This window comes from candidate division KSB1 bacterium (assembly GCA_034506255.1).
GTDB classification, from domain to species: domain Bacteria; phylum Zhuqueibacterota; class Zhuqueibacteria; order Zhuqueibacterales; family Zhuqueibacteraceae; genus Coneutiohabitans; species Coneutiohabitans thermophilus.
The window spans coordinates 35,186-61,696 of record JAPDPX010000005.1; the positions used below are offsets into that span (position 1 = coordinate 35,186).

At 61.4% G+C, this 26,511-nt stretch carries 28 protein-coding genes and 1 pseudogene; 6 read left to right on the forward strand and 23 right to left on the reverse strand.

Going from position 1 to position 26,511, the window contains the following annotated elements; all coding sequences use genetic code 11:
• Nucleotides 1-135: 135 nt before the first annotated feature.
• Nucleotides 136-1,578 (forward strand): beta-propeller fold lactonase family protein, encoded by a 1,443-nt coding sequence (locus ONB52_11025; GenBank protein MDZ7416670.1) that lies wholly within the window; start codon nt 136-138, stop codon nt 1,576-1,578.
• Nucleotides 1,579-1,856: 278 nt separating this feature from the next.
• Here the strand turns inward: ONB52_11025 and trxA are convergent, their stop codons facing one another.
• The 3 genes from trxA to ONB52_11040 all read right to left on the reverse strand — a co-directional run bounded on the left by trxA (nt 1,857) and on the right by ONB52_11040 (nt 4,549).
• Entirely contained in the window at nt 1,857-2,663 is an 807-nt protein-coding gene (trxA, locus tag ONB52_11030) for a thioredoxin (protein MDZ7416671.1), read from the reverse strand.
• A 17-nt stretch (nt 2,664-2,680) separates the two neighbouring features.
• On the reverse strand, nt 2,681-3,553 hold the full coding sequence (locus tag ONB52_11035) for a hypothetical protein (GenBank protein MDZ7416672.1): 873 nt from the start codon (nt 3,551-3,553) through the stop codon (nt 2,681-2,683).
• A 126-nt stretch (nt 3,554-3,679) separates the two neighbouring features.
• Complete coding sequence (locus tag ONB52_11040; protein ID MDZ7416673.1) at nt 3,680-4,549, reverse strand: hypothetical protein; 870 nt, start codon at nt 4,547-4,549, stop codon at nt 3,680-3,682.
• A 234-nt stretch (nt 4,550-4,783) separates the two neighbouring features.
• Here ONB52_11040 and ONB52_11045 point away from each other — a divergent pair, with 234 nt between their 5' ends.
• The 3 genes from ONB52_11045 (at nt 4,784) to ONB52_11055 (ending at nt 7,140) form a co-directional block, all read left to right on the forward strand.
• Complete coding sequence (locus ONB52_11045; GenBank protein ID MDZ7416674.1) at nt 4,784-5,644, forward strand: DNA-formamidopyrimidine glycosylase; 861 nt, start codon at nt 4,784-4,786, stop codon at nt 5,642-5,644.
• Nucleotides 5,645-5,752: 108 nt separating this feature from the next.
• Nucleotides 5,753-6,271, forward strand: a complete 519-nt coding sequence (tpx, locus tag ONB52_11050) for a thiol peroxidase (GenBank protein MDZ7416675.1) — start codon at nt 5,753-5,755, stop codon at nt 6,269-6,271.
• A 56-nt stretch (nt 6,272-6,327) separates the two neighbouring features.
• Entirely contained in the window at nt 6,328-7,140 is an 813-nt protein-coding gene (locus ONB52_11055) for an SDR family oxidoreductase (protein ID MDZ7416676.1), read from the forward strand.
• A 9-nt stretch (nt 7,141-7,149) separates the two neighbouring features.
• Here the strand turns inward: ONB52_11055 and ONB52_11060 are convergent, their stop codons facing one another.
• Nucleotides 7,150-7,560: an energy transducer TonB gene (locus tag ONB52_11060; protein ID MDZ7416677.1), complete on the reverse strand. Its 411-nt coding sequence runs from the start codon at nt 7,558-7,560 to the stop codon at nt 7,150-7,152.
• Between the two features lie 135 nt (nt 7,561-7,695).
• Between ONB52_11060 and ONB52_11065 the strand changes: the two genes are divergently transcribed.
• Nucleotides 7,696-8,517 carry a serine protease gene (locus ONB52_11065; GenBank protein MDZ7416678.1) on the forward strand — a complete coding sequence of 274 codons (822 nt, stop codon included), beginning with the start codon at nt 7,696-7,698 and terminating at the stop codon, nt 8,515-8,517.
• Between the two features lie 35 nt (nt 8,518-8,552).
• Here ONB52_11065 and ONB52_11070 read toward each other — a convergent pair whose 3' ends face one another.
• The 3 genes from ONB52_11070 to trmB are packed head-to-tail and all read right to left on the reverse strand — an operon-like array spanning nt 8,553 to nt 10,890.
• Nucleotides 8,553-9,521: a quinone oxidoreductase gene (locus tag ONB52_11070; GenBank protein MDZ7416679.1), complete on the reverse strand. Its 969-nt coding sequence runs from the start codon at nt 9,519-9,521 to the stop codon at nt 8,553-8,555.
• A 60-nt stretch (nt 9,522-9,581) separates the two neighbouring features.
• Nucleotides 9,582-10,223, reverse strand: a complete 642-nt coding sequence (locus ONB52_11075) for a class I SAM-dependent methyltransferase (GenBank protein MDZ7416680.1) — start codon at nt 10,221-10,223, stop codon at nt 9,582-9,584.
• A 1-nt stretch (nt 10,224) separates the two neighbouring features.
• Nucleotides 10,225-10,890, reverse strand: coding sequence for a tRNA (guanosine(46)-N7)-methyltransferase TrmB (trmB, locus tag ONB52_11080; protein MDZ7416681.1), 666 nt, complete (start codon nt 10,888-10,890; stop codon nt 10,225-10,227).
• Between the two features lie 276 nt (nt 10,891-11,166).
• On the opposite strand from trmB, the gene ONB52_11085 reads away from it, so the two are divergent.
• Nucleotides 11,167-12,276 carry a T9SS type A sorting domain-containing protein gene (locus tag ONB52_11085; GenBank protein MDZ7416682.1) on the forward strand — a complete coding sequence of 370 codons (1,110 nt, stop codon included), beginning with the start codon at nt 11,167-11,169 and terminating at the stop codon, nt 12,274-12,276.
• A gap of 137 nt (nt 12,277-12,413) precedes the next feature.
• On the opposite strand, the gene ONB52_11090 is transcribed toward ONB52_11085, so the two are convergent.
• The 16 genes and pseudogenes from ONB52_11090 to purB all read right to left on the reverse strand — a co-directional run bounded on the left by ONB52_11090 (nt 12,414) and on the right by purB (nt 26,460).
• Entirely contained in the window at nt 12,414-14,258 is a 1,845-nt protein-coding gene (locus ONB52_11090) for a PDZ domain-containing protein (GenBank protein MDZ7416683.1), read from the reverse strand.
• 39 nt (nt 14,259-14,297) lie between these two features.
• Complete coding sequence (locus ONB52_11095; GenBank protein MDZ7416684.1) at nt 14,298-15,842, reverse strand: ABC transporter substrate-binding protein/permease; 1,545 nt, start codon at nt 15,840-15,842, stop codon at nt 14,298-14,300.
• A 397-nt stretch (nt 15,843-16,239) separates the two neighbouring features.
• Entirely contained in the window at nt 16,240-17,013 is a 774-nt protein-coding gene (locus tag ONB52_11100; GenBank protein ID MDZ7416685.1) for an amino acid ABC transporter ATP-binding protein, read from the reverse strand.
• A gap of 95 nt (nt 17,014-17,108) precedes the next feature.
• Nucleotides 17,109-17,465 (reverse strand): carboxymuconolactone decarboxylase family protein, encoded by a 357-nt coding sequence (locus tag ONB52_11105; protein ID MDZ7416686.1) that lies wholly within the window; start codon nt 17,463-17,465, stop codon nt 17,109-17,111.
• 558 nt (nt 17,466-18,023) lie between these two features.
• The gene (locus ONB52_11110) at nt 18,024-18,635 is read right to left on the reverse strand and encodes a nucleotidyltransferase family protein (protein ID MDZ7416687.1); all 612 of its coding nucleotides are present in this window, start codon (nt 18,633-18,635) and stop codon (nt 18,024-18,026) included.
• Complete coding sequence (locus ONB52_11115; protein MDZ7416688.1) at nt 18,632-19,684, reverse strand: XdhC family protein; 1,053 nt, start codon at nt 19,682-19,684, stop codon at nt 18,632-18,634. Before ONB52_11115 ends, ONB52_11110 begins: the two co-directional genes overlap by 4 nt.
• Nucleotides 19,684-21,123, reverse strand: a complete 1,440-nt coding sequence (gatA, locus tag ONB52_11120) for an Asp-tRNA(Asn)/Glu-tRNA(Gln) amidotransferase subunit GatA (GenBank protein ID MDZ7416689.1) — start codon at nt 21,121-21,123, stop codon at nt 19,684-19,686. Before gatA ends, ONB52_11115 begins: the two co-directional genes overlap by 1 nt.
• 107 nt (nt 21,124-21,230) lie before the next feature.
• Nucleotides 21,231-21,422 (reverse strand): twin-arginine translocase TatA/TatE family subunit, encoded by a 192-nt coding sequence (locus tag ONB52_11125; GenBank protein MDZ7416690.1) that lies wholly within the window; start codon nt 21,420-21,422, stop codon nt 21,231-21,233.
• Nucleotides 21,423-21,465: 43 nt separating this feature from the next.
• Complete coding sequence (tatA, locus tag ONB52_11130; GenBank protein ID MDZ7416691.1) at nt 21,466-21,690, reverse strand: twin-arginine translocase TatA/TatE family subunit; 225 nt, start codon at nt 21,688-21,690, stop codon at nt 21,466-21,468.
• Between the two features lie 36 nt (nt 21,691-21,726).
• Complete coding sequence (locus tag ONB52_11135) at nt 21,727-21,996, reverse strand: DUF4321 domain-containing protein (GenBank protein MDZ7416692.1); 270 nt, start codon at nt 21,994-21,996, stop codon at nt 21,727-21,729.
• Between the two features lie 49 nt (nt 21,997-22,045).
• The gene (gene purQ, locus ONB52_11140; GenBank protein ID MDZ7416693.1) at nt 22,046-22,735 is read right to left on the reverse strand and encodes a phosphoribosylformylglycinamidine synthase subunit PurQ; all 690 of its coding nucleotides are present in this window, start codon (nt 22,733-22,735) and stop codon (nt 22,046-22,048) included.
• Between the two features lie 6 nt (nt 22,736-22,741).
• Nucleotides 22,742-22,984, reverse strand: a complete 243-nt coding sequence (gene purS, locus ONB52_11145; GenBank protein MDZ7416694.1) for a phosphoribosylformylglycinamidine synthase subunit PurS — start codon at nt 22,982-22,984, stop codon at nt 22,742-22,744.
• 23 nt (nt 22,985-23,007) lie between these two features.
• Nucleotides 23,008-23,748: a CDP-diacylglycerol--serine O-phosphatidyltransferase gene (pssA, locus tag ONB52_11150; protein MDZ7416695.1), complete on the reverse strand. Its 741-nt coding sequence runs from the start codon at nt 23,746-23,748 to the stop codon at nt 23,008-23,010.
• Nucleotides 23,738-24,394 (reverse strand): annotated as a pseudogene (locus tag ONB52_11155) (phosphatidylserine decarboxylase family protein). The gene pssA and the pseudogene ONB52_11155 overlap by 11 nt, the downstream one beginning before the upstream one ends.
• A gap of 10 nt (nt 24,395-24,404) precedes the next feature.
• Nucleotides 24,405-25,115: a hypothetical protein gene (locus ONB52_11160; GenBank protein ID MDZ7416696.1), complete on the reverse strand. Its 711-nt coding sequence runs from the start codon at nt 25,113-25,115 to the stop codon at nt 24,405-24,407.
• Nucleotides 25,116-25,143: 28 nt separating this feature from the next.
• The gene (gene purB / locus ONB52_11165) at nt 25,144-26,460 is read right to left on the reverse strand and encodes an adenylosuccinate lyase (GenBank protein ID MDZ7416697.1); all 1,317 of its coding nucleotides are present in this window, start codon (nt 26,458-26,460) and stop codon (nt 25,144-25,146) included.
• Between the last annotated feature and the right edge of the window lie 51 nt (nt 26,461-26,511).

The window sequence follows — 26,511 nt, forward strand, 5'->3', positions numbered from 1 at the left end:
GCTGTTTTTCCCAACTGCGCACCCTGCGCTTGCCATGTGCGCAGGGCGGCCCAAAAATTTGGAATCCAGTTTCCGTTTCAATATCTTTAAGCTGCCTGCAGTTGCGTCTGCCGCCTGCAACCCAAGGAAGCGTTCATGAGAACTTCTTTTCTTTTTTGCCTGTGGCTTGCTGCTGCCGCTGCGCTGGCACTCACCCCGGGCTGCCAGCATCAAATTGCCACCCCCCAGCCCGACGTCGAGGATATCGATTATTCAAAAATCGACCGGATCGTCTATTCGCAACACGTGCAGCCGATCTTCAACCAAAAATGCATGTCCGCCAGTTGCCACAATTCAGTTGATCGCTCCGCCGGTCTGCGGCTCGATTCCTGGGAAAACGTGATGGCCGGTTCGCGCTTCGGCGCGGTGGTGATCTCGGGCAATGCGCAGCACAGCCACCTGATTGAACACCTGCGCGGCCTCGCCAGCCCGCGCATGCCGCTTGGCCGGGATCCGCTTGCGGAAAGGACCATCAGCTTCCTCGCACGCTGGATTGATGAAGGCGCGCGCAACGACGCGGGGATGCGGCCGTTCGAGGGCCTCACGGAAAAGGCTTACGTCACCAACCAGGGCAACGATCTGGTCGCCGTGATTGCCACGCAATACAACCTCATCACGCGCTTGATTCCGGTCGGCGATTCGCCCCGTCTGGACGTGCCGCACAACTTGTTTGTCGATGCGCAAAGCAAGTACTGGTACGTCACCCTCATTGACCGGGGCGAAGTGTGGCAGTTCGAGGTGGCAACAGACTCGCTTGTCGGCAGAGTGCGCGCCGGCCGCTCGCCGGCCAATGTCGTGGTCAGCCCGGACGGCAGTCGCGCCTATGTCAGCAATTGGGAAATCTTCAGTAATGGCCGCAGCGTGCAGGTGATCGATACCCACACCATGACGGTGTTGCGCGAGCTGCGTGCGGGGTTGGCGCCCCATGGCCTGGCTTTGAGTCGCGATGGCCGGCTGCTGTATGTCACCAACTATCTCTCCGACAGCATTTCGATCATCCGCACGGACACTTACGAGGAACTCGGCCCGGTGCTGCTGGCGCCGGAGGTGAACCCGGTGCAATCTTCCCTTTATCAGCCGTTGCAGATTGCGCTCACGCCCGACGATCGTCTGGCCTACGTCACCTGTTTTGCTGCGGATCAAGTGCGCGTGATCGACACGGCCAGCCGCAGCGTCATCGCGGCGGTGCCGGTGGGCAAAAGGCCTTTTTTGCTGGAGGTGACGCCCGATGGCCGACAGGTTTATGTCTGCAATCAAGGCGCCAACTCTGTTACCGTCATCCGGGTGGCGGATCATCGCGTGGAAGCCACCATCACGGCGCCGGACTTTGCCGATCCGCACGGCGTGGCCTTCACGCGTGACGGACGCTTTGCCTATGTGACCAACGAGAATCTCACGGGCGATTATCCGGCGCATCATCCCACCAGTGAGGGTGGCCGGCCGGGGAATGTGCTGGTGATCGACATGCGCAGTTTTCAGGTGCTCAAAACCATCGAGGTCGAGGTGGATCCCACAGGCATCGTGGTTTTGCCGCGCTGACTGCCGGCAACAGCGTGCTGGGTTGTTTCTGCGATCGTGTCAAAAGCCTGCGGCCCTGCCCCGGCCGGGGTTCTGCAATCCCCGCTGTTTTCACAGCCTGCAAGGGGAAACGCCGGGGTCCGCCGTGGGGTCATTTTGGACCAGCCTTCATGCCATGCAGGAAACGGATGGCGCGGAGACGGCCGATGTTCCAAAAAGAATGCCCTCGCAGGCACAACTGTCAGCGAAGGCATTCCACCAAATCAAAATTGCGGCGCGGGCGGGGCAACTCGGTGCCCTCAATACAACGCCGAAGTGAAGCGGCGATGATAGGCCTGTGTGATGGGATGCTCGGAGCCGAGCAGGGTGAATACTGCGACACAGGCCTTGCGTGCGCCATCATCATCGAGGCGGCGGTTGCGGCCGACCAGCTCAATCCATGCCTCCAGCGCACCGGCATAATTCCCGGTGCGAAAGGCCGCGATTCCGCGGCGGTAAAGCTCCCAATCAGCCGCCGGTTCACCGCCGCTGGCGGGCAGATGCGACAGCCGGTGCAGGGTTTGAATGGCTTCGATCTTGTTTGAAAAAGGCGTGCCCTCGGGCAGATCGTGCACCAGTTGGCAGGCCTTGTCGAGGTCAGTGGCCACCCACAGGCCGGCCAGCAACACGCGCGCTTCCACATTCTGGGGATCGGATTGCAGCACACTTTCCAGCCGCTGGCGGGCTGTGGTGTGATCGCCGCTCTGCAACGCCGCCCGCGCGCTCTCCAGCTCACGTTTGGCAGCGCTCGGGAGATTCTGTTCCAGCCAGCGCCGCACCTCGCGTTCCGGCAAAGCCCCAACAAATTCCGCAATCACCTTGCCTTCGAAAAACAACTTCACTGCCGGAATCCCCTGAATGCGGAATTGCTGCGCCAGCTCCGGCTCCCTGTCAGTGTTGATTTTCACCAATCGCCATTTGCCCTGCGCTTCCCGCGCCAGCTTTTCCAGCACCGGACCGAGGATGCGGCAGGGGCCGCACCACTCCGCCCAAAAGTCCACCAGCACCGGGGTTTGGTGGCTGGCGGCCACTACTTCTTTCTGAAAAGTCTCGTATGTGACGTCCATGGTTATTGAAAATTGGGTTATTGGTTTTTGGGGGAATAGAGGACCAGCGTTGCGGTCTTTTTTTGACCTTCATTGGCGATGATCAAGGTGCCGTCCCGGGCAATCGCCAGGCCCTCCGGTTGCGTGTGCACGGATGTGGGCAGTCGCGTTGCGCCCAGCAGCTTGCCGCCGCGATCCAGTTCAATGATCGCCATGCCGTTGTAAGCCAGCACAAAGAAGTGGCCGGTGACCGGATGGCGTTCGATCGCCGAGGGATTGAATTCCTTGCCGCCGGTGTGCGCCAGGATCTCCGGTAGTGCCAGCACGAATCGCGGCGTGGCTTGCAGTCGCCGCGTGCGGAGTGAAAAGGCGTAGATCGCCTTGCTGGTGTTGCGCAAGCCGCTGCCCGGTTCGCCTTTGCAGGCCAGCAGCAGACAGTCGCTTTCCGGATCATAAGTCAACCCTTCCACATCATTGCGCAGGTGCAGCGGCGTCCTGAGGGGTTGATATTCGGCATACTGGCCAGCCGGCAGGTTGCGGAAGCGATGGATGGTGCCGCCGGAATCGACCAGGAACACGGTATCGCGACGCGTCGCAATGCCTTCGAAATCACCGCGCAGCAGCAGGCGGCCGGGATAGAACCGCTTCACCAGGCGGCCAGAGCGATAATCCACTTCGAACACGATGCCGGTTTCGTCGTTGTGACACAACAGCCGGCCGTCATCGGTAAAAGCCAGACCCGAAATCTCGCGCAGCTCCCCGGGCAGCTTGATGATCGTCGGTGACTTTGCCGCCAGATCGTAGGAAGCGATTTCTGGAACAGCCGGTGGATGCGGCAGGGCGACCGGGAAATTATCGGCGGGAAGCCAGCCGCTCAGCAGCACGAACACAGGCGCAAAGGAGATCATCATGCTCCATTCTGAAAATGACCAAGCTTGCAGCAGCATTCCGGCGATGAGGAGGACACCCAGGTTTGCAGGTTTGCGCAAGCGGGCGGCGCAGGGCGTTTTCCCGGCGGTCCTTCTGCGGTGCCGGCCTCACCAATCGATCACATCGCCTGGAATGTCGCGTTTCACCGGCGTGTCGATATCGAAGCTGAAGAGATTTTGCGGCGCCGTGAGGCGGACGATCTTCACTTCTTTGATGCGCTCGAGCGGCACGACTTCGTCGCCGAAACCGTTGGTGCGCGTCTGGCTCGACCAATAGACGACGTTCTTGCCGCCGTTTTCGTCGCGATAATAACCCAGGAAAATCACCGAGTGGCCGAGGCCATTCTTCCAGGAGACGTTCATGAAATCGCCCGGCCGGGCGTTGCGCGGTTTGATTTCGCTGCCCATCTGCGCGTATTGCACCAGGGCATAATGGCTGCCGAAGCCATCGTCGTTCCACTTGCCCCAGAACTTGACCGTGTCTTCGCGGCGGCTGCCATCGGGTTCCTGCATGCGCAGGGCTTCCAGCCGTTCCGGTGAAAGGCGGTGCGCGGCGTGCGGCAGCATCAGATTCAACTGCTCGATGAAGGCGGCATAGGTTGCGCCGCTGCAATAGCTCGTGGTGCGCGGCGGCGACAGCAGCGGTTTGCCGAACAGGGCGAGCGCATACCCCACGGGCGATTCAGTGGGCACGGCATTGATACCGGTGAAATAGCCGCCGCCATCCCTTGCCGTGGCCTGCACTTTGTCGATCGCCCGCAACGCCCAGACGTTGCAGCCGGTGACATACTTGCCGAAAATTTCGGCATGCCGGGTGTGATGCGTGCCGCCCGCGAGGTCTTCCTTTTTGAGAATGAACCATTCGCCGTTGTCCGTGGTCGGCTGCAGGGCAGTGCTATCGCTTTGCGCCAGCGCCATGCTGGTGAGTATGCTGCACAGACCGGCCAGCAAGCCGATTGCCCTGCCGACTTTTGCCATATTCCCTCCCGCAGGATCGCAGTGAAGAATTCGTGCTTGCACCCCGGGCAGCTTCACACTATATTGCCCCTGTCGTGCGCGCGGCCAGAAACCTCCGGACACCGACGGCAGCAGCGAAAAGCATGCGCTGCGTTGCCGAAGGGTTTTGCGCTTTCTTTGCAGCAGGAAGATAGCAGAAAACCGGAATTATGCAATCGCCGTTTCACCCCGCCGGCCCGACCGCGGAGGAACCTCATGCCCGAGTTGCCTGATCTCGTCTATTTGGAAAAGCGTCTGCAGCCCCTGCTGGTTGGCCGGCAGTTCACGGCTGTCGAAGTTTATGAGCCGGTGGTGGTGCGCATGCTGCTGCCGGGCGATTTCGCCCAAACGCTCACGGGCCTCACCTGCACAGCCGTGCGACGGCACGGTCCGTTTCTGGTCTTCAGCCTTTCCGGAGAAAAGGAACTGATCCTGCACCCCATGCTCGCCGGCCGGCTGCAATGGCGCAACGACGCCGGCCAACCCGCGGCGAGCTGCGCGTTGACTCTGACCTGCGAACCGGGCGCGGGACGGCTGCATTACCTCGATGACAAAAGGATGGGCAAGATTTACCTGACGAAGGCGGGGGCTTACGGAAACATCCCGCGCTTTTGCGATCAGGGGCCGGATCTGCTTTCCGCCGCCTTTTCACTGGAGTATTTCCAGCAGCAGCTCCGGCGCAGCCGCAAACAGGTGCGTGTGCTGCTCATGGATCAAGCGGTGGTGAGCTGCATCGGCAACGCCTATGCGGATGAGATTTTGTTTCACGCCGGCCTTCATCCCAAAACCTTCTGCCAGCAGTTGCAGGAGGAAGAGATCACGCGGCTGTATCACAGCATCCGTGCCGTCATGCAGTGGGGCCTCGACGCGGTGGCAGCCGCCCAGCCCGCGCTGGAGGTGAAGGTGCGCGATCATCTGCAGGTGCGCAATCGCAAAGATCAGCCCTGCCCCAAATGCGGCAGCAAAATCCGGCGTGCCGGCGTGCTGGGACATGACGCCTTCTTCTGCCCCACCTGTCAGCCGCCGGCCCGACGCCAGTTTCTCGACTGGCGGACTCTCGACAAACCGCGCCCCTGAGCCTTTTGCAAGCACAGGCAAGCCTTGCTTTCGCCCGCCTGGAATTCTATATTGCCGCCGTTCCTCTTTTTCACCCCAAGCAGCCTTTCAATTTTACAAGGAGCAGCCATGGCGTTGGAACGCAAAGGTGCGGTGACGCTCGGCGGCAAGCCTCTCACCCTGGTGGGTGCGGAAATCAAAGTGGGCGACCGCGCACCGGCTTTCACAGTGATGGACAACAAGTGGCAGACGGTTCGTTTTGAGAATCTGGGCGGCAAGCCGACGCTGCTTTCCTCCATTCTGTCGGTCAACACCGGCGTGTGCGATGCGGAGATCCGGCGGTTCAACCAGGAGGCGGGCAAGTTGGGCGACAAGGCGCAGTTTCTCACCATCAGCACGGATTTGCCGTGCGCGCAGGCGATCTGGTGTGGCCACGCCGGCGTGCAGAATGTCCAAACCTACGCGGATCATCTCCACACCAGCTTCGGCCTGGCCTACGGCACACTGGTCAAAGAGATTCGCGTGCTGTCACGCGCCATTTTCGTGATTGACCGGGATGGCATCGTGCAGTATGTCGAATACGTTCCCGAGATCGGGCAACATCCCGACTATGACCGGGCCATGGCGGCGATCCACCGGTTGCTCTGAGCCGGTCGCTGCCCTGGCACCTCTTGCTTCTGCGGCTTTGCCAAACCGAGGGTGCCATGAACGCGGTTGTTTCACCCTTCGAGCATTTGATGCTGCCGGGGTTGCGTGACGCTGTGGTCCTGATCACAGGCGGCACGCGCGGCACCGGCCGTCTGACCGCCAGCCTGTTCGCGCAATGTGGCGCCCGCGTGGCAATCAACGGCCGCTCGCCCGCCGAAACGCAGGCAGTCGCCCGTGAGCTGGCGGCGCACCACGGTGTCGCAACCCTGGCCCTGCCCGCCGATGTTGCCGAGGTGCAGGCGGTGCGCGAGATGTTCGCGCACCTGCAGCGCTGGAGTCACGGCCGGCTGGAGGTGCTGGTGTGCAATGCCGGCTATCCTCTGCTCGAAGAATTTTGGCAGACGCCGCTGCATGAAATGGGCGAACAGGAAAGCCAGCAATGGTTTCAACGGGTGCGGGCGGTGGATCTGGACGGCGCGCGCTACTGCAGCCGGGAGGCCCTCAAACTGATGGTGGCGCAGCGCCGCGGCGTGTTGATCTTTGTCAGCTCCACGCCGGCCCTGGTGGGCTATCGCGGCACGCCCTACACCGAAGCCAAAGCCGCTCTGCTGGGGTTGATGCACGACCTGGCGCTGGAGTATGGCAAATACGGCATTCGCGCCAATGCCATCGCTCCCGGCAACATCGCCAGCGGCTGGTATGAAAGACTCAGCCCGGCGCAACGGGCAATCCTGGCGCAGGAGGCCCCCATGGGCCGCTGGGGCAAGCCGGAGGAAGTGGCCGGCACGATTCTCTTTCTGGCCTCGGAACTGGCGGGCTTCATCACCGGCCAGACGATCGTGATCGATGGCGGCAAGGTGATGCGTTGACCGCCGGGATCAATATCCCTGGCCAAAATGGAGCTGAACTTCAACCGTGGCGGTGACCGGCACCCCGTTGCGGCGGCCGGGCTTCCAGGCGGCGCGCGCCACGGCCAGCATCGCCTCTGCATCCAGCGCGGCAGAGCCCGAGCTTTTGACGATGTGCGTTTCCAGCACGCGGCCACTGCTGCTGATGGTCGCCGCCACCACCGCCATTCCCGAGCGATTTTCCTTCCACACCTCTTCCGGTTGATGCACGGCAGCCTGCAGTCCCGCCAAGCCGCCAATTGGTTCAGGGGCAATGTTCTCTTCCGCGGTGCCACTGCGCGCACCGGCCGGTGAGGTCGTGTGGTCTCCCTTGGGCAGCGGCCGCAGACAGGCAGACGCAGTCATTGCCACAGCCAGCATCAAAAACAGCCATCTCCTCATGGTTGTGCTCCCTTGTCCTCATAGCAGGAAAATGCGCTTGACATTCGCGGCAGGTCATGACATATTGCGCCACCCATCCCAGTCTTTTGGAGGCAACCCTTGCGATTCTGCACCATCGATGCGTTGGAATGCCCCATGAATCGTTGCTCTTTTCACGGGCACCCTTTGCCGGTGCGCCTCCGGCCGCAACGGTTTGTCTGCCGCTTGCTGCTGGTGAGTGTGCTGGCCGGCAGCGCCACCGGCCGGGCACAACTGCTCGAATCCACCATCGCCAAAATCCCCGAACCCATTTATCGCCGGGCGCAACCGGCCGTGGTGAAAATCATAGCCGGCAACGGCCAGCGCCATGGCAGTGGCCTGGTGGTGGGCAAAACGCAAAAGGGCCTGGCTCTCATTCTCACCGCCAATGAAATCATTGCCGGCCTCGAAAATACGCTTGCGATTCAACTCGACAACCGCCCGGAGACGATTACAGCGCGAGTGATTCTCGAAAAGTGGCGCACCCCGGAGCTGGCTTTGCTGGCGGTGCGCGCCCGGACGCTTCCCCTCGCGCCGACGCTGTTGTTTCATCCGGCGGCAAAACTGGCGCCGGGCGACCACGTCAGCGTGCTGGGATTCCCGCAAACGCCGTTCATCTCACAAAATCGCGGCCGCATCGTGCGCAGTGCAGAAAACCGGCTGGTGCTGAACATCGTCGTGCCTGCAGGCCAGTCGGGCGGACCACTCATCGATGCTGACGGCCGGGTCGTCGGTATCGCGTTGACACGCGGTCCGGCGCCCGGCGAAGGCGTTCCTTTGGCGGTGGTGCAAGAACGGCTGCATGCCTGGTTGGGCCGGGTGCCGCTGGCGGAACGCTGGCAGGTCGCTGGCGAACAAAAGCATTGGACCGGCTGGCTGATCGGCGGCACCCTGCTGCTGGCCACGGGTGCGGCGGTGGCCTGGTCCGGCCTCTTTTGAAGCAAATGCTGCCCGCCCCCGGCGCGCTGGGGCCCTCATGGCCGCAGCAGCAGCTTGCCGGTGGTTTGGCGGCTCTCCAACAACTCGTGTGCCCGGCGCGCCTCGGCGAGCGGCAGGATGCGGTGAATGCGCACGTTCAGCCGGCCCTGCATGACAGAACTAAAAACATCATTCGCCCGCCACAATAATTCTTCACGGGTGGCGGTGTAGTGCGTGAGCGTGGCGCGGGTCATGAACAGCGAGCCTTTGGTGCTCAGCGCCAGCGGGTCGATCGGTGGCACCGGACCGCTGGCCTGCCCGAAGAGCACGAGATAGCCGCGCGGCCGCAGACAATTCATGCTCTTCTCCCAGGTGGTTTTGCCCACCGCATCATACACCACCTCCACCCCCCTGCCCGCCGTCAGGCGCTTCACCTCCTTTTCAAAATCCTGCTGCGTGTAAAGAATGACTTCCGCGGCACCGGCCGCGCGCGCCAGTACGGCCTTCGCTTCCGTTGAAACGGTGCCGATGACGCGCGCGCCGCGCTGCGCGGCCATTTGCACCAGCATCAACCCGATGCCGCCTGCCGCCGCATGCACGAGGCAGGTCTCGCCGCTTTTGAGCGGATATACCGATTGCGTCAAGTAATGCGCGGTCATGCCCTGCAACAAGACCGCCGCGCCCAAATCAAAGGGCAGGGCGTCCGGCAAAGCCACGACGCGCCAGGCGGGCACGACCACATATTCGGCATAGCCGCCCGGCGTCATGGCAAAAGCCACGCGCTGACCGGGCTGCACCTCCGTCACCTTGTCACCGACGCCCGCCACCACGCCGGCAGCTTCGCTCCCCGGCGTGAAGGGCAGCGGAACTTTGTAGAGACCGGTGCGGTAATACACGTCGATGAAGTTGACCCCACAGACTGCCACCTGAATCAGGACTTCGGTGTCGCCCGGTTCAGGCACGGGGATCTCTTCGAGTTGCAGCACTTCCGCGCCGCCCAGTTGATGAATGCGGATGGCTTTCATGAATGATCCTTTCAAACGGCCTGGATATTCCCGGCGAATTTTCCGCGCGAGCTGTGGGGGTCAGGCACGGCGCTGATAAACCTGCACCGCCCAAATCGGGGTGTGTGCCTCGAATGCCTTTTCGAAACCCTGCGTATGGATCCAGGCTTCAATTTGCGCAGGGGGATGATAATAGGGATGGAATCCGAAACGCAGCAGTCGCAAGCCGGCAATGACCAGTCGAAAGGCCAGCCGCGCGAAATGGCTGTGGCGGGGATAGCTCACGGCGAGCGTCTGGCGTGTCCTGGCGGCCGCACCGGCAATCAGCCGCTGCGCATCGGGATAACAACAAATCACCTTGTCGAGAATCGTGACATCCGCCGCGGCCAGCTTGTCATGCAGGTCGAGGAAATCGCCCTGCTGATAGCTGGTGCGTGGCTGCAGCGCCATCTCCGCGGCGAGCCGGCGTGCGGTGGCAATCATTTTCTCTGAAATGTCGATGCCGACCGCAGTGGCGGCGCCGTTTTGCAGCAGAGTCAGATGCAGCGCGCCCACGCCACAACCGATTTCCAAAATCCCGGCGTGCGACAGGCCGCTGCGGCGAATGCCCTCGACCAGCAGGCGTTGCTCCGGCCGCAGGCCGTGCCGCTTGAATCGCCACAGCATGAAACCGGCCTGGAGATTGAAAAATTTGTTGGTACCGGCGAGCGTGCAGCAGTCCATTTCAATCCGTTACAGGTTGCAAAGGTGGCAGGTGAAAACACACGTACTTGATGCTCTTGCCGGCAGCGAGATGGCGGCGCTCATAGGTTGTTTGAATGCGCAGCAACTCATCCGCACCGGCGTGCTGATGGATGTCGGGAATCGCCGTGAGAATCGTGCCACCCTCCGCCCTCACACTTTCCAGCGTGAAGACAAACAGGCCGGGATCATCGGTTTTGAGATGAATCCGGCCCTGCGGCGGCAACAGCAGGCGGTACATTTGCAGGAAGCGCGGCGCAGTCAGGCGCTTTTTGGCCTTGCTGTTTTCGCTGAAGGGATCGGGAAAGGTAATCCAAATTTCGCTCACTTCCTGCGGCGCGAAGAACTGCGCCAGGTTCTCGATCTGTCCGCGCAGAAAGGCGGCGTTCGCCAGATTTTCCTGCAGCGCGATTTTGGCGCCGGTCCACAAGCGCGCGCCTTTGGCATCGACGCCGATGAAATTTCCCTGCGGGAAGCGGCGGGCCAGCGCAATGGTGTATTCGCCCTTGCCGCAGGCCAGCTCGAGCGTGATGGCATGATCGTTTTTGAAGCAGCGCTCATGCCAGCGACCCTTCAGGTCAACCGGATGATAATAAACATTGGGGAAAGTTGCCAGTTCGGCGAAGCGGCGCAGTTTCTTTCGCGACATGGTTGTGCGACAACACGGCGGACAAGGCTCCGCAAGGGGCGGGCCGTTGCCCGGAAATTCACCGGCTTTGCGCATAACGCGGCTGCTCGACACGTCCCGTACAACAAGGTACCGGCTGCCGGCATCATTGCTGCGGGACGCAACGCTCTTTTTATCGCAACAAAATATTCACCCCGAAGCCCCAACTTTTCCCCGCAGACTGGCGTTTGAGACGGCAGTTACAGCGCCAGAGGGCGGCACTTATTCCATTTTCACCCTTATCAAACGGAGAACAGGATGAAGACAGTATTACGAGGGACATGGCTCGCGTGGTCGGCAGTTCTGCTCACCGCCGTGCTGGCCGGAGCGCAAACAACCATCACGGCAAGCGATTTATTGGGGCTGATTGGCAAGTCGCAGACGATCGAATCTGACACCACCGGCAGTCTGATCATCAATCTCGGTGCTGCCGGCGCCAATCAGACGTGGGACTTCCGCGCTGTCACTCTGCAGGCTGACCGGGCCATCAATCAGTTCCTGTCGCCCCAGACAACACCATTTGCCGGCCGCTATCCCCTTGCCAACCTGGTGCAAAAAACCACGTTCCCCGCGGAGCCGGGTGTCGAGTATTACTTGTATTTGCAGGTGACCACGACGAATGTACGCAGTCTGGGCGCCGGCTTCATTACGCCTGATACGGCGATTGCCGATTTCGAGGGCGGCAGTGATTTCGCCCCGCTGCCTCTCCAGTTTGGCGCCACGTGGAACACCGCGAGAGCCGACACCATCGGCGATCTGGCGACCTTCGGAACCGTCATCCGATCGACCGCCAGCAATACGGTTGATGCCTGGGGCCGGGTGCGGCTGCCGATCGGAGACTTTGACTGCCTGCGCGTTCGTGCAAACTCGCAGACCATCAGTCTGACTTACATCGGCGGCACGCTGTTCCTCGCCGATACCACGATCCACATCGACTACTCTTGGATCTCGCGTGACAATTTCTTCGTTGCACAAGCCAGCAGCCAGGATGGCGAAACCAATCCCAATTTCACCAAGGCCTCCTCCTTCAGCCGCCTGGCCTCGCTGACCACCGCAGTGGCGGAAAACACCGGCAACAGCAACCCGCCGGCGGGGTTTGCGCTGGCACAAAACTTTCCCAATCCCTTCAACCCGGAAACCACGATTTCCTTTCGCATCGCCCGGCCGGCGTTCACGGAACTGGTGATTTACAATCTGACGGGTGAAAAAATCCGGACGCTGGTTTCCGCGGCTCTGTCGGCAGGCACACATGCAGTGCGTTGGGATGGCAGGGATGATCGCGGCAGGCGCGCCGCCAGCGGCGTTTACATCTATCGTTTGAAAGCCGGTGAGGTTGTCACAGCCAGGACCATGTTACTCTTGCCGTGACGACCACCGGCAGGTCGCACCGCAACCGCGCTTCACAGGCTTGCCCCCTCTCCTGCGCTTCCGTGCGCGTCACCGACGCGCAGTGCGGAAGAGGGGGCTTTTTTTCATCAGCATATGGCGGGACAGCGCAGATGCCCTCAATCTTCCACTGCAACGTAAGGCCGCCACCAGGCTTGCCGCAGAGCAGTCACTTCCGGATCTTCCTCTTCAACAATGCGGAGATCATAGGACACCGGTGGCTGTGGTTGCAACACGGCATGCAGCCGGCGAATGCGGCCATGCCGGGCGATCAACAATTCGATTTGCGACCCCACCGCCTTGCGCGCGAGCAGGCTTTGCCAGTTTTCCGGGGTGACGGCCTGCCCATCCAGCGCCAGCCAGCGATCGCCCACTTCCAGGCCGGCTTGCGCCGCGCTGGAGCGCCAGGCCACCGCCGCCACGATGGCTTGCTGGTCCTGTTCGCGCACGCTCACGCCCAAATAAGACGCATCGGGATGCGACAGCGTGTCGATTTTGATTCCCGCCAGTTTCAAATAATCATCCACCGGCAGCTCGAGCGTGCCTTCGACATAATCGCGCCGGAAAGCACGCCAATCCATTGCCGTCACCTCGCTGAGGCACTGCCAGAACTGTTCCGTGGTAAAACCCGGCCGGGGAAGGCCAAAGCGTGCCAGCAGGGCGCGCATGACGTCATCGAGGCTGCAGCGGCCCCGGCTTTCGCTGCGAATGCGCAAGTCCATGCACAAGGCCAGCAAATTGCCGTGGGGATAGTAGGAGAAATATGTCTGTGCCAGGTTGCCCTGCTCGCCGCTGCCATAGGCCCACAGCCAGGTGTCGATACTGGCCTGCTGCGGGCTGCGGAAGCGCCAGCCGCTGCTGCGACGATATTCCGTCAGCAAATTGGCATAAAGCCGCAGCCATTTCCAACGCGGCCAGAGCCCCGTGCGCAGCAGCGTGAGATAGCCGTAATAATCCGTCCAGCCTTCGGCGATCCACAGGCCGGCCGTGTGGACTTCGCGGGTGTAATCGAACGGCCCGAGCTCGCGCGGCCGGATGCGCTTGACATTCCACAAGTGAAAAAATTCATGCGCGGCGTATTCAAGATCGATGTCCTGCCGCTGCAAGCCGGAATAGCTGAAGGACACCCCGGCCGCGTCGCGCATATCACCCGGACGATGCGGCATGCCGATGCTGGTGGAGTTGAGATGTTCCAGGCCGTAATACGGCGCGCGGGGATCGACGTGCCAGATGAAGACGTATTCTGGAAAGGGCGGCCCGCCCATCATTTGGATTTGCTCCGCCACGATTTTGTGCAATTGCTGCGCGAGGTTGCGAACCCTTGCGCTGTCCTGCTCGCCATGCATCACCAGGCGGCAGAGCCTGCCCGCCACAGGGAAGCGCACCTCCAAAAAATTCCCGATTTCCAGAGGCGCGTCGATGAACTCGTCATAATCGCGCGCTTGAAAGGTGGAGTCATCCACCGCCGTCAGACCGGTGGCGATGCGCCAGCCGCGCAAGTGCATGACGCGCAGGCGCACCGGCCGCGCCGGCTGATTGACGGCATACATGAAAACTTGCGGGCCGAACACCTGCGCATGTTCCTCGTTGAATTCGCTTTCCGTGTCGCTGAGGAGGTTGGCAAGGACGCGATAGCGAATCGTGAGATTGCCGTTGCCGCCGGCAGTGGTGACGCGCCAGGTCTGTTTGTCGATCTTGATGACAGGCAACGACCGGCCGGCGGCATCAAGCGCGGCAAAATCCTGCACGAATTTGGCGTAGTTCGCGATTTGATAGGATCCCGGCGCCCAGGCTGGCAGGCTGAAATCCTGATGCGGTCTTGCTGCCGGCACGGTCAGTTCGACCTGCAGCAAATGCGCCTGGGGCTCTTCCAGCCGCAGCCGGTATTCCCAAACCGGTTGCGCCCCAAGCGGGAGGGCACAGCCGGCGAGAAAAGCAGCGCACAGCAAAGCGGGTTTCGTCATGGCAGAGGGCCGTGAGGGAATGTGGCGATGCGAAGGTTGTCAGGGATTGGTCACCGGTGCCGTGGCGCGCTTGTCCAGTGAGAATTTGCGTTCGGCCCAGCCCGCCAAACGCACGAACGGCAGGCCGATGAGAAAATACATCAGCGCCACCACCACGCCCAGGCCGAGATAGTCGAAGTCGATGCCGGCCAGACGCTGGTATTCGCGCGTCAGTTCCACCATGGCAATGACCGAGACCACGGAAGAGTCTTTGATCAACGAAATGAAATCATTGGTGACCGGCGGAATCACCAGCCGCAGGGCCTGGGGAATGATGACGTGACGCAATGCCTGCCAGCGCGTCATGCCCAGGGCGAGCGCGGCCTCCATCTGGCTGCGCGGAATCGCGAGGATGCCGGCGCGGTAATTTTCGGCTTCGTAGGCGGCATAATTCAACGCCAGGCCGGCGACCGCCGCCACCACGGGCGAGAGCTTGACGCCGATGAGCTGGGGCAGGGCGTAGTAGATGAACAGCAACTGCACCAGCAGCGGCGTGCCGCGCACCGCTTCAATGTAGAAGGTCGCGAGATGGGAAAACGGCGGCACCGCATAGAGGCGCAACAACGAGAGCACCAGGCCGAACAGGATCGCCAGAATCATGGCCGAGAGTGAAAGTCCAAGGGTGACCATCGCGGCTCTGAGCAGCAGAGGCAGGTATTTCACACGATACTGCTCCAGCTTGTCCTGCCAGGTGCGCTCCAGGCGGTTGGTGCGCAGGAAGGCGTGCCAGGCATCGGGCGGCACATTGGAAGGTTGCCGGTCATTGAAGAAAGCGGCCAGTCGCGGCGTCCACAGATTCCAGCGCTGATAGATGGTGCGCAGGGTGCCGTCGGCGGTCAGTTGCTCCAGCGCGCGATTGATGTCCTGCAGCAGGGCGGTGTCTTCCTTGCGCAGACCGATGCCGTATTGCATCTCGCCGATGGGATCGCCGACGAGTTTGAGCTTGGGATTGGTGGCGCCGTAATACAGCGCAATGGGGTGATCCATCAGCACGGCATCGAGCCGGCCGAGGGCGAGATCTTCATAAGCCGTAATCTGGCCGTCGTAAGCGCGGCTCTCGATGTCGGGGTGGGTTTGCAGGATGCGCTCGGCGAGCGAGGCCTTCAGGGTGCCGACGATCCTGCCGCGGCAATCCTGCAGGCTGTTGATGTCGTAGGTGTCCTTGCGCACCGTCAACTGCTCGAAGGTGATGTAATATGGAATCGAGAAGTTGATCTCCTGCTCGCGGTCAGGCGTGATCTCCAGGCCGTTGACAATGATGTCATAGTTGTCGATGCGCAGGCCGGGTACCAGGCCGTCCCATTGATTTTGTACGAACACCGGTTCGCGCTGCAGGCGGGCGGCGAGCGCGGCGACCAAATCCACCTCGAATCCCAGCATGCGGCTGGGATCATCGCGGTCGGGGAAGATGAATGGCGCCCCGCCTTCTGCATCCGCGCCCCAGCGCAGCGGCGGCCGCGCCGGGTTTTGAGCCGGCAAGGATCGCGGCACGGCCAGGCTGAGCAGGCAGAGTAAATTGAGTAGAAAAAACGGTGTCTTGCTCATGCGTCGGAGTTGTTGACGTTGGCGGACACAAGGCTTTGGTTCGAGAAATCCGGGCAACCACAGCCGTGTCTGTCTGGCATCACGAACTGTTTGAAAAATGTTCCGGCAACGGTTGAGCCGTGGTCTCGAAATTCGCTGCGTGATCACAACCGGTGAAGCTTGAGAGGCCCCGGTTCAGCCGGCCGGACACTGCCGCATTTTCCGGGCGGAGAACGGGAGCGGCGTGGCCTGGCACTCTGCAAGCATTTTCCGGATACTGAATGTCATTGCCATTGGCGGCTTGCGGCCGCACCGGGGAAGGGGTCGGCGGCATGAGCGCGCGGGCCATGACTCTTCTTCCGGCAAACCCCAAACGCGGCAGGCAAAACCGGTTCAGAACGGCAGCAACGGGCGGTGCTCACAAATATTTTCGCAAAAACTTGCGTGTGCGTTCGTCGCTGGGCGAGGAGAAAATCCGGCTGGGCGGCCCGCTTTCGACGATGTTGCCGTCTTCAAAGTAAACCACCTTGTCCGCCACATCGCGGGCGAAGCGCATTTCGTGGGTGACCACGATCTGCGTCATGCCCTCCTCGTCGAGTTGCTTCATCACACTCAACACCTCCTCGACCAGCCCGGGATCGAGCGCGGAGGTCGGCTCGTCGTAGAGCATCACTTGCGGCTCCATCGCCAGGGCCCGGGCGATGGCCGCACGCTGCTGTTGTCCGCCGGAAAGCTGGGAGGGATAATGGTTCGCATGCGAGGCCAGACCGACTTTGCCGAGCAAATCCAGGGCGCGGGCTTTGGCAGCCGCCTCTGCCAGCCCCTTGACCACCATCGGCGGCCGCATGACATTTTCCAGCGTGGTGAGATGGGGAAAAAGATTGAAGCTCTGAAACACCATGCCAACATGGGTGCGCAGCGTGCGTGTCCGAGTGTGAAAATCCCTGCTCAACGCCTGCGACTTGTGCTGGCGCTCGAGGGTGATGCCGCCGATGGTGATGCGGCCTTTGTCCATCACCTCCAGGCCGTTCAAGCAGCGCAGAAAGGTCGATTTGCCGCAGCCGGAGGGCCCGATGAGCACGGTCAGCTCGCGGGCCTCCACCTGCAAATCCACACCCTTCAACACCGGATGGTGATGGAAGGATTTGTGCAGATCATTGACGGAGATGACCACGGCATTCGCAGATGACATGCCCACACTCCTGCAAGTCTGGTGGTCGAATCATGAAGCAAGCAAGCGCAAAGGCAGCCGGAACGCACCGTGCCACCGGTGATTTCGGAGGGACACTATTTCGTCTCCGCCTCCTGATAGAGCTGCTCCAGCATCTCAAAGGCATGGCGCAAATGGGGAATGACGATCGAGCCGCCCACGATCAGTGCGATGTTCATGGCCTCGTACAACTCTTCCCGCGTGGCGCCTTCGCTTACACAGCGGTCGAGATGGTAGAAGATGCAATCGTTGCAGCGCAACACCATGCTGGCCACCAGCCCCATCATCTCCTTGTGCTTGGCGGAGAGCGCGCCGGCGAGATAGGCCTTGTGGTCGAGCGCAAAAAATTTTTTGTAGTCGCTGAAGCCGCTGTTCAGGATCTTGTCGTTCATCTCCGCGCGGTATTGGCGCGTCTTGGCAACCTTGGTTTCCATTGCCGTTCCTTTCCTGAAGATTCCCGGGACGTGGTTTTGCAACACGGCATCATGCCGCAATCAAATTTGAGCCGGGAAGATACGAAGCACGGCGGGTTGGTATTTCCCGGCGCTGTGGGCGTGCGCGCGGCCCCAAAAACTTTGCGGGCGGGATACTTTTAGAGCATCCGGCTCAAGCGTACATGACCACATGACTGTTCTTGGCATCTGATGAACTCCGACAGGAGTGAGGTGTTTACCGCCAAGTGCCGTTCGCCGAAATGAAACCCCAGCGGGGTGACATGTGTATCGTGCCTCCTCATTGATCTCCTCTTGAATTGAAGGCAAACGCCGTTACATGTCACTCCTCAAGGAGTTTGAAGGTGGAGGTGTTGACAATTACTCTAAACATTTCACCCCTGGCGGGGTTGGGCCGTTCGCTATCACGTTAGGGCAAGTGGCTCTCAGCAGAGAAGGCACGGAACTGATTTTGCGATTCTTTTCATCTTGTTGTCGCAAAATGTACACAACATTCGGATGATCCATAATTTTGGGGGTCATTCTCCCAACCCGCCGATCTCATCTTCGCCCGCTTTCTTCCCAGCGCCGGCACAGCCGTTCATAAGCTGCCGGGGTGTCGACATCACACAGGATGTGATCCGCCGGCATGGCAACTTCCAGCACGGCATGGGGGTGGCGTGCGAGAATTGTTTTGCCACCCGCATCACCGCTGAGCGCCAGCAATTCAGATTCGTGCACGCGATCGAACACCACGGGATGGCCGCGACGGCCGCCATGAACCGGCACGGCGATGGAACAGGCGCGGCGCCGTACAAATGCCTGCAGCACGAGATCGATCTCGGCTGCCGTGACCAGCGGCACGTCACCCAGTGAAATCAGAAAAGCTTGTGTCGTGGCTGCCACCGCACGCACGCCGGCAACGATCGAGGTCGACAAGCCGCCGGCATAATCCGCATTGAAAACGAATTTCACCCCGCGGCCGGACAATGCAGTTTGCACCTGCTCCGCCTGATAGCCGATCACCACCAGCACCTCGTCAACCGCGGCAGCCAGCAAATGATCGACTGTGTGCGCGACCAGGGCCTTGCCGCCGAGCGGCAGCAGCAGCTTGTTGCTGCCTGACATGCGCAGGGATATACCGGCAGCCAGCACCAGGGCGGAAACATTCATGGCCGCATCATTCCCGCCGCCGGGGTGAGACGGCGTTGCGCAATGATCTCCGCCATGATGCTGACCGCAATTTCGGCGGGGGTGAGCGCGCCGAGGTTCAAACCGATGGGGGCATGAATGCGCTGGAGCTGTTCCTCCGGCACACCGGCTTCCCGCAGCCGGCGCACGCGCTTCTCATGGGTCTTGCGGCTGCCCAACACGCCGAGATAGGCGGGGTGGTGGCGCAGCGCGGTGATGATGGCAGGATCATCGAGCTTGGGATCGTGGGTCAAAACCACGACACAGGTGCCGGCATCGATGCCAATTTCCGCCAGCGCCTGCTCGGGCCAGCCGCGCACGATTTGATCGACGTGGGGAAACCGTTCTGCCGTGGCAAACTGGCTGCGCGGATCGAGCAAAATCACCCGAAAATCCAGCGTGCGGGCGAGGTGCGCCAACGGCACCGCGAGGTGCACCGCGCCGACGATGATCAGTTTCGGTGGTGGCAGGCAGGTTTCCAAAAAAAGCTCGCCATCGCGAAAGGGCAGCAGCGCGCAATTTTCCCGCTGAAAAAATGGCGGCGCCGCCTGCCGCACAAAGGCAATGAGCCCGGCATCCGTGAGCGAACCCTGACAGGCTCCGTCACGCGTGAGAAGCAAATGTCGTCCGGGCAGCGCCGGCTCACCGCGCGTGACCGTGGCGAGCACCAGCACTTCGCCGGCCGCGAGACGGTGCTGGCAGGTTTCGAGCAACGCCCTGTCATCAAACGGCTCGATGAAAACTTCGAGTTTGCCGCCACAGGTGAGGCCAACGCTCCAGGCGGTGTCGTCGGAAACGCCGAACTCCAGGCGTTTCGGCCTGCCGGTTTGGATCACGTTTTGCGCTTCAGCAACAACCGCCGCTTCGACGCAGCCACCGCTCACGGAACCGGTGAAAGCCTGGTTGGCGGCGATCGCCATGCGGCTGCCGGCCGGCCGCGGGGCCGAACCCCAGGTTTTGATGACGGTCGCAATGGCAGCCGGAATGCCCTGGCGGTGCCAGCGCAGCAAGTCGGGGATGATCTCGCGCATCAAACAGACTCGTTGATTCCGCTGCCTTCGAGATAATATGCCAATCGCAGTAATCTGGCTTCCTCGAAGGCGGGCGCGACCAGTTGCAAACCGATGGGCAAACCGGCGGCGTCCCTGCCGGCCGGAATCGAAATGCCCGGCACGCCGGCGAGGTTCATGGAAACTGTGAAAATGTCGGAGAGATACATGGTGAGGGGATCAGCCGTCTTCTCCCCGAACCGGAAAGCGGTGGTGGGCGTGGTGGGCATGAGCAGCGCGTCGCATTCCTGAAAGGCCTTTTCAAAATCCCGGCGGATGAGAGTGCGCACTTTCATGGCGCGGCGATAGTAGGCCTCGTAGTAACCCGCGGACAGCACGTAGGTGCCGAGCATGATGCGGCGCTTCACTTCCGTGCCAAAGCCCTGGCTGCGGCTGTTGACATAAAGTTCCTCCAGCGAAGCCGCCTCCGGCGCCCGATAGCCGTAGCGGGCGCCGTCGTAACGGCTGAGGTTGGAAGAGGCCTCCGCGGTGCAAATGACATAGTACGTGGCAATCGCGTACTTTGTGTGTGGCAGGGAAACTTCCTTGAGCACGGCCCCGCCCTCCGCCAGTATTTGCCGGGCGCGCGCAACGGCAGCAGTGATTTCCGGTTGCACGCCCTCGCTGAGATATTCGACCGGCAGCCCGATGGTTGTGCCGCGAATCGGGCCGGTGAGCTGGGCGCTGTATTCCGGCACCGGCACCGGCGCTGAAGTGGAGTCCCGCTCATCAACGCCGGCAATGACTTCGAGCAGCCGGGCTGTATCTTCGACGCAGGTGGTGATCGGCCCAGCTTGGTCGAGCGAGGAAGCGAAAGCCACCAATCCCCAGCGGGAAACGCGGCCGTAAGTCGGCTTCAAACCCACCACCCCGGTGAAGGCAGCCGGCTGGCGAATGGAACCACCGGTATCGGAGCCGAGCGCGGCATGCACCAGACCTGCCGCCACCGCTGCCGCCGAGCCGCCGGAAGAGCCGCCGGGCACATGCGCCGGATTGACCGGATTTTTGACCGGTCCGAAGGCAGAGTTCTCATTCGAGCTGCCCATGGCGAACTCGTCCATGTTGGTCTTGCCGAGGATGATGGCGTCGGCCTGTTCCAGGCGTGCGATGACGGTGGCATCGTAGGGCGAAACGAAATTGGCCAGCATGCGCGAACCGCAGGTCAGGCGCTCGCCCTTCATGGCGAGGATATCCTTGACTGCCATCAGGCAACCGGCCAGTTTGCCGGCAGTGCCCAGGCGCAAGCGGGCATCAATCTCCTGTGCGCGGCGGCGCGCCCGCTCTTGCAGGATGGTGATGAAAGCGTTGAGCGCGGCTGCCGCCTCGATGCGGGCAAGATGTTCTTCCACCAGCGCCGCGCAGGTTTGTTCCCCGCCGCGCAGTTTTTCCTGCAGCAATCGCAGACTCGAGATTGGGGTCATGGTGAACGGTCAGCGCAACAAAAAAGGGGAAAAGCCGCAGGCCCGGACAGGGATGGCCCGGTTGGTATGCTCCCACGCTCAGAGAGGGGCTCCTGCACGGGGCGCAATCAATTGGGTTGGTTGGCTTGCGCTTGCTGCTTGGGCGGCTCGATTTTTTCCGGTTCGTCGGAAGCACTTGCCGCCTTTTTGAATTCCCGGATACCCTGGCCGAGGCCGCGCGCCAGCTCCGGCAGCTTTTTCGCGCCAAACAGCACCAGAACAATGATCAAAATGACAATTAACTCTTGCGGGCCAGGCATGGCACACCTCCTAACAGGTCAACAATACCGGTGACTTTCGTGATCACGGCTGCCTTGGTGGCGATTTGCGCTCGTTGTCGCGCGGATAGCGCGTCTCGTTTTCGAGGTTGAGATTGAGCTCTTGTTTGACTTCATCAGCGGCGCGGCGAAACTCAGCCATCCCCCGGCTGAGGCCGCGTGCCAATTCCGGCAACCTCTTCGGGCCGAACACCAGCAGTACGACAACGAGAATGACGAGCAATTCACTCATTCCGATTTGGCCAAACATAAGCATACTCCCGGCGGGCTGGCGGATGGCTGCCGCTCAATTGAACACCCAGCGCAGCAGATAAACCGCCACCCCGATTCCAATCAGCCCGATGACATTGATGTCGAAACTGAGGCCGAGGGTCAATTTTACCACGGCGGCATCGAGGGTGAGCGGCCCCACCGCCCAGGTGCCGTTGGCCAGAAAAAATTCGCGGGCGACGCCGGCCGGCATCAGGAGCCCGATCAATTTTCCCAACAGGGTGCCGATTGCGCCCCCCAGCAACACCATGAAAACGATGAAGCCAGCTTTGCGACGTGTGGGCACAAGCACTCCTCTTTTGTGTAAAAGATTCTCTCTCACCTGCGCGGTGTGCTCAGGCAGTATGCGCGGCAATCAGCGCCGCGAAAATGGTGGCGCCGTCGGTCGAACCCAGCACCGCTTCCGCGGCACGCTCGGGATGCGGCATCAGGCCCATGACGTTGCCGGCTTCGTTCATGAGGCCGGCAATGCCCGCGGCGGAGCCGTTGGGATTGGCTTCCGGCGTGACCTCGCCGGCCGCGCTGCAATAGCGAAACAGAATCTGACGGCGCTGTTCCAGGCGCGCCAGGGTTTGCGGATCCGCGAAATAATTGCCCTCGCCATGCGCCACCGGCATTTTCAACACCGCCGGGACGGGCGGGCCGGTGAAACGCGTGGCTGCATTTTCCGTGCGCACATGAACGTTTCTGGAAACGAAGCGCACATGCGCGTTGCGCAGCAGAACGCCCGGCAACAGCCCGGCTTCGCAGAGGATTTGAAACCCGTTGCAAATGCCGATCACGATCCCGCCGTCGCGGGCAAAGGCGATCACCTCCTCCATCACCGGCGAGAAACGCGCGATGGCACCGGTGCGCAGGTAGTCGCCATAAGAGAAGCCGCCCGGCAGAATCACCGCCTCCACACCGGCGAGATCCCGCTCCTTGTGCCAGAGGAAGCGGGTTTCCTGGTGCAGCACATGTTTCAAGACATGGTAGCAGTCATGATCGCAATTCGAGCCCGGGAAAACAACGACACCAAAACGCATGAACCATCACTCGACAATCGTATAGCTGTAATCTTCCATGACGGGATTGGCCAGCAGTTTCCGGCAGGCCTCCTCCACCAGCTCGGCGGCGCGGCCGCGTTCAAGGCCGGCCAGCGAGATTTCGATCAATTTGCCGGTGCGCACCGCCGTCATCGCGGTGAATCCCAGCGTCTGCAGGGCATGATGAATGGTTTGGCCCTGGGGGTCGAGAATGCCCTCTTTGAGGGTGATGTGAATCAGAGCTTTCACGGTGACGCTTTCTGCAAGCTGGTTCAGCGTTTGCTGATGGAGACATCCGGCAAGGCTTCCTCCTCCTCGTCGCGGAAGCTGTTGCGCAGGGCGCGTCCGACCTGCATCAGAATGTATGCGAGGGCCAGGGGAAACAGGGTTTGCGCGGGGAAGAACAGAAATGCCGACACCGCCAGGAGCAGCAGCAGGAGTTTGCAGGTGTTTTGCCGGCCGCGGCGCAGGGAAAATTTGGGCAGCGTGTCGAATTCGATGGTGGAGACCATCAAGGTGGAGCCGATCAACAGCAGGGTGATGGTGAGGCCGGGAAATTGCACCGCGCCCCAAAACTGGTGGCAGAAGATGAGGTACGAGCTGATCAAGCTGGCGCCCACGGGAATCGGCATGCCCACGAAATGATGCTTGTCCAGCAGAGTTGCCGTGGTGTTGAAGCGCGCCAGGCGGATGGCCCCGGCAGCCAGCGGCAGAAAGGAGACCATGACCCCCGGCAAGCCAAGCTCGCCGAGCTGTGCGCGGTAAATCAGGAATGCAGGTGCCACCCCGAAGGAAACGACGTCGGCCAGGGAGTCGAATTCGATGCCAAAATCCGAGGAGGTGTGCAGGGCGCGGGCAATCTTGCCGTCCAGCACATCGCAGACCGCGGCGATGACGGTGAGCCACCCGCTGGTGACGTATTTGCCGTTGGCGGCAAACACGATGGCGAGAAAACCGAGCAGCAGGTTGGTCAGGGTCATGAGGTTCGGCGCCAAGGCTTGTTTACGCAGCATTTTTGAATTCTCCGATAATGCTCTCCCCGGCCCGCACTTTTTCACGGAGGCGGACCTTGATCTCTGTGTTGAGAGGGAGATAAACTTCCATCCGTGAACCGAATTTGATGATGCCGAAACGCTCGCCGCGCCGCACCGGCAAACCCTCGCGCAAGTCGAACACGATGCGCCGCGCGATCAGCCCGGCAATCTGCTTGAACAACACCCTGCCCCAGGGGGACTCGATGCCGATCACCGACTGCTCATTCTCGCTGGAGGCTTGCGGCAGGGAGGCGACATGAAAACGGCCGCGGTGATACTGCACCAGCTTCACCGTGCCCTCCACCGGCACCCGGTTGACATGGACATTGAACACCGACAGGAAGATGCTGATGCGCCGTGCCCGCCCCTGCAGAAAAAGCGGCTCATCCACTTCGTCGATGCCGATGACCGTGCCATCGGCGGGGGAAACCACCTTGCCCATGCCGTTCGGAATCACCCGTTCAGGGTCGCGGAAAAAAAAGACCGTCATCGCCGTCGCCGCCCAGCACAGCACACTCAGGCTGCGCACGAGGAGACCGCCGCCGAGTGTACGATAAATGATAGTCAGAAGCAAGGCTGTTATTGCCAAAGCCAGGACGATGGTCAAACCTTCTCGATGCACGTGACACCGCCGTTTATTCGCGTTTGTTCAAAATGCGTTGACTGAGCTGGGCGTAGATTTTGCGCAGCGTCGCCGGCTCCTGCCGCCCTTCCAACAAATCATAACTCTCGCCGGTGGCGCGGTCGCGCAGATGGCAGGAGGCCAGCGACAATTCATCGCCCAACACCAGGCGGTTCTTGTGACGGCCAAACTCCAACCGGCAGGCGACCAGCACCAGGCCGCGACGCTCGAAGAAACTGCCGAGCAGCACCACGGCTTTGGCGGTCAGACGCACGAGCTGCTGCAACTCTTCCTGCGTGAGCAGACCGAGTGACAGCAAATCCTTGCGCTCCAGCGGGGTCTTTTTGGTGCTTTCGTCTTTCAAGTAATATTCCACCAGCGGCGGTTGCAGCACCGTGTTGTCCTTCACGCCCAGACGGCGGGCCGTGGCCCCGGTCGCCACGCAATGAATCACGATCGACAGCGCGATCATGTTGAGCTGGCGCACCAACATCGCATCCCTGCCGGCCTCCGCCAGAAAGTGGGTGGCAATGTGGTGGCTTTCCAGGTAGCGAAACAGCAGCGTGGAAATTTGGTTGTTGATTTCACCCTTGTGCTCCACCACGCCTGTGCCCTCCCCCACCTCGTCTTTGAAAGCCAGGATCAGTTGCTCGGGGTTGTCGGTTTCAAACAACGCCTTGGTTTTGCCCTCGAACAGCTTCTTTTTCTTTTTCGCGTTACTCATCCACACTCCTCAGCTAATGACGGTACGCTCACGACAGCCCGAGGCGGGCAAAGATCGCCTCGAGATGCCGGAAATTGTGATCCAACTCGAAACACTGTGCGACTTCCTGCTCCGAAAGGTGGCGACGCACCTGTTCATCAGCCAGCAGGCGCGCCTGGAAGTCCGCTGCGGGCGCGGTGGCGGTCAAGGCGGCATTCCAAATGGCCATGGCATGCTGCTGCACCAGCCGGTAGGCCTCTTCGCGGGCCATGCCCTTGCGCGTGAGCGCGAGCAAAACCTGCTGGGAATGAATCAGGCCCCGGGTGCGCGCGAGGTTGCGCCGCATGTTTTCCGGGTAAACGTGCAGGCCGGCGACGACTTTGGTGAATTGCGCCAGCATGTAATCCAGCACGATCGTGCTGTCCGGCAGCACCACGCGCTCCACCGAGCTGTGCGAAATGTCGCGTTCATGCCACAGGGCAACGTTCTCCATGCCGGCGAGCGCGTGGCTGCGCAGCAGCCGCGCCAGGCCTGTGATGCGTTCGCAGGTAATCGGATTGCGCTTGTGCGGCATGGCCGATGAGCCCTTTTGACCGCTGGCAAACGGCTCTTCGGCCTCCAGGATTTCGGTGCGCTGCAGGTTGCGAATTTCCGTGGCGAATTTTTCCAGGGAAGCGCCGATCAACGCCAGGGTATTGAGAAATTCCGCATGGAGGTCGCGCGACACGATTTGTGTCGAGATCGCCGCCGGCCGCAACCCGAGCCGGTCGCACACATGGGCCTCGACGCGTGGATCGAGATGCGCATAGGTGCCGACCGCGCCGGAGATCTTGCCCACCGCCACGGCTTGCACCGCCTGCTGCAGGCGCTGCTGCTGCCGGCCAACTTCGTCATACCACCCCGCCAGCTTCAAGCCGAAGGTGGTCGGCTCGGCGTGCACGCCGTGCGAACGGCCAATGCAGACGGTGTATTTGTGCGCCACCGCCTGCGCGCCAATGGCTGCCCGCAGGTCCTGCAGGCGGCGCAGCAGCAGCTCCCCGGCCTGCTTGAGTTGCACGGCCAGCGCGGTGTCGAGCAGATCGGAGGAGGTCATGCCCAGGTGCAGGTAGCGGCCCTCCGGCCCCACGTTCTCCGCGACGTTGGTGAGAAAGGCGATCACATCGTGCTTGACGGTGTTTTCGATCTCCAACACGCGGCTGGGCGAATAGGCGGCTTTGGCTTTGATGGTGGCCAGCGCGGCGCGCGGCACCACACCCAGTTCGGCTTGCGCCTCGCAAGCGAGAATTTCGACCTGCAGCCAAATGGCGAGCTTGTTGTCCTCGCTCCAAATCCGGCCCATTTCGGGCAAGGTATAGCGTGCGATCATCAGCGTGCCTGGCTGGCGCGGCGGGTGGCTGTGCAAACCCTCTGCCGCGGC

Excerpts from the sequence above, each read along its gene's own strand:
- ONB52_11025 (MDZ7416670.1), top strand. The coding sequence starts at position 136 with ATGAGAACTTCTTTTCTTTTTTGCCTGTGGCTTGCTGCTGCCGCTGCG.
- trxA (MDZ7416671.1), bottom strand. The coding sequence starts at position 2,663 with ATGGACGTCACATACGAGACTTTTCAGAAAGAAGTAGTGGCCGCCAGC.
- ONB52_11035 (MDZ7416672.1), bottom strand. The coding sequence starts at position 3,553 with ATGATGATCTCCTTTGCGCCTGTGTTCGTGCTGCTGAGCGGCTGGCTT.
- ONB52_11040 (MDZ7416673.1), bottom strand. The coding sequence starts at position 4,549 with ATGGCAAAAGTCGGCAGGGCAATCGGCTTGCTGGCCGGTCTGTGCAGC.
- ONB52_11045 (MDZ7416674.1), top strand. The coding sequence starts at position 4,784 with ATGCCCGAGTTGCCTGATCTCGTCTATTTGGAAAAGCGTCTGCAGCCC.
- tpx (MDZ7416675.1), top strand. The coding sequence starts at position 5,753 with ATGGCGTTGGAACGCAAAGGTGCGGTGACGCTCGGCGGCAAGCCTCTC.
- ONB52_11055 (MDZ7416676.1), top strand. The coding sequence starts at position 6,328 with ATGAACGCGGTTGTTTCACCCTTCGAGCATTTGATGCTGCCGGGGTTG.
- ONB52_11060 (MDZ7416677.1), bottom strand. The coding sequence starts at position 7,560 with ATGAGGAGATGGCTGTTTTTGATGCTGGCTGTGGCAATGACTGCGTCT.
- ONB52_11065 (MDZ7416678.1), top strand. The coding sequence starts at position 7,696 with ATGAATCGTTGCTCTTTTCACGGGCACCCTTTGCCGGTGCGCCTCCGG.
- ONB52_11070 (MDZ7416679.1), bottom strand. The coding sequence starts at position 9,521 with ATGAAAGCCATCCGCATTCATCAACTGGGCGGCGCGGAAGTGCTGCAA.
- ONB52_11075 (MDZ7416680.1), bottom strand. The coding sequence starts at position 10,223 with ATGGACTGCTGCACGCTCGCCGGTACCAACAAATTTTTCAATCTCCAG.
- trmB (MDZ7416681.1), bottom strand. The coding sequence starts at position 10,890 with ATGTCGCGAAAGAAACTGCGCCGCTTCGCCGAACTGGCAACTTTCCCC.
- ONB52_11085 (MDZ7416682.1), top strand. The coding sequence starts at position 11,167 with ATGAAGACAGTATTACGAGGGACATGGCTCGCGTGGTCGGCAGTTCTG.
- ONB52_11090 (MDZ7416683.1), bottom strand. The coding sequence starts at position 14,258 with ATGACGAAACCCGCTTTGCTGTGCGCTGCTTTTCTCGCCGGCTGTGCC.
- ONB52_11095 (MDZ7416684.1), bottom strand. The coding sequence starts at position 15,842 with ATGAGCAAGACACCGTTTTTTCTACTCAATTTACTCTGCCTGCTCAGC.
- ONB52_11100 (MDZ7416685.1), bottom strand. The coding sequence starts at position 17,013 with ATGTCATCTGCGAATGCCGTGGTCATCTCCGTCAATGATCTGCACAAA.
- ONB52_11105 (MDZ7416686.1), bottom strand. The coding sequence starts at position 17,465 with ATGGAAACCAAGGTTGCCAAGACGCGCCAATACCGCGCGGAGATGAAC.
- ONB52_11110 (MDZ7416687.1), bottom strand. The coding sequence starts at position 18,635 with ATGAATGTTTCCGCCCTGGTGCTGGCTGCCGGTATATCCCTGCGCATG.
- ONB52_11115 (MDZ7416688.1), bottom strand. The coding sequence starts at position 19,684 with ATGCGCGAGATCATCCCCGACTTGCTGCGCTGGCACCGCCAGGGCATT.
- gatA (MDZ7416689.1), bottom strand. The coding sequence starts at position 21,123 with ATGACCCCAATCTCGAGTCTGCGATTGCTGCAGGAAAAACTGCGCGGC.
- ONB52_11125 (MDZ7416690.1), bottom strand. The coding sequence starts at position 21,422 with ATGCCTGGCCCGCAAGAGTTAATTGTCATTTTGATCATTGTTCTGGTG.
- tatA (MDZ7416691.1), bottom strand. The coding sequence starts at position 21,690 with ATGTTTGGCCAAATCGGAATGAGTGAATTGCTCGTCATTCTCGTTGTC.
- purQ (MDZ7416693.1), bottom strand. The coding sequence starts at position 22,735 with ATGCGTTTTGGTGTCGTTGTTTTCCCGGGCTCGAATTGCGATCATGAC.
- pssA (MDZ7416695.1), bottom strand. The coding sequence starts at position 23,748 with ATGCTGCGTAAACAAGCCTTGGCGCCGAACCTCATGACCCTGACCAAC.
- ONB52_11160 (MDZ7416696.1), bottom strand. The coding sequence starts at position 25,115 with ATGAGTAACGCGAAAAAGAAAAAGAAGCTGTTCGAGGGCAAAACCAAG.
- purB (MDZ7416697.1), bottom strand. The coding sequence starts at position 26,460 with ATGATCGCACGCTATACCTTGCCCGAAATGGGCCGGATTTGGAGCGAG.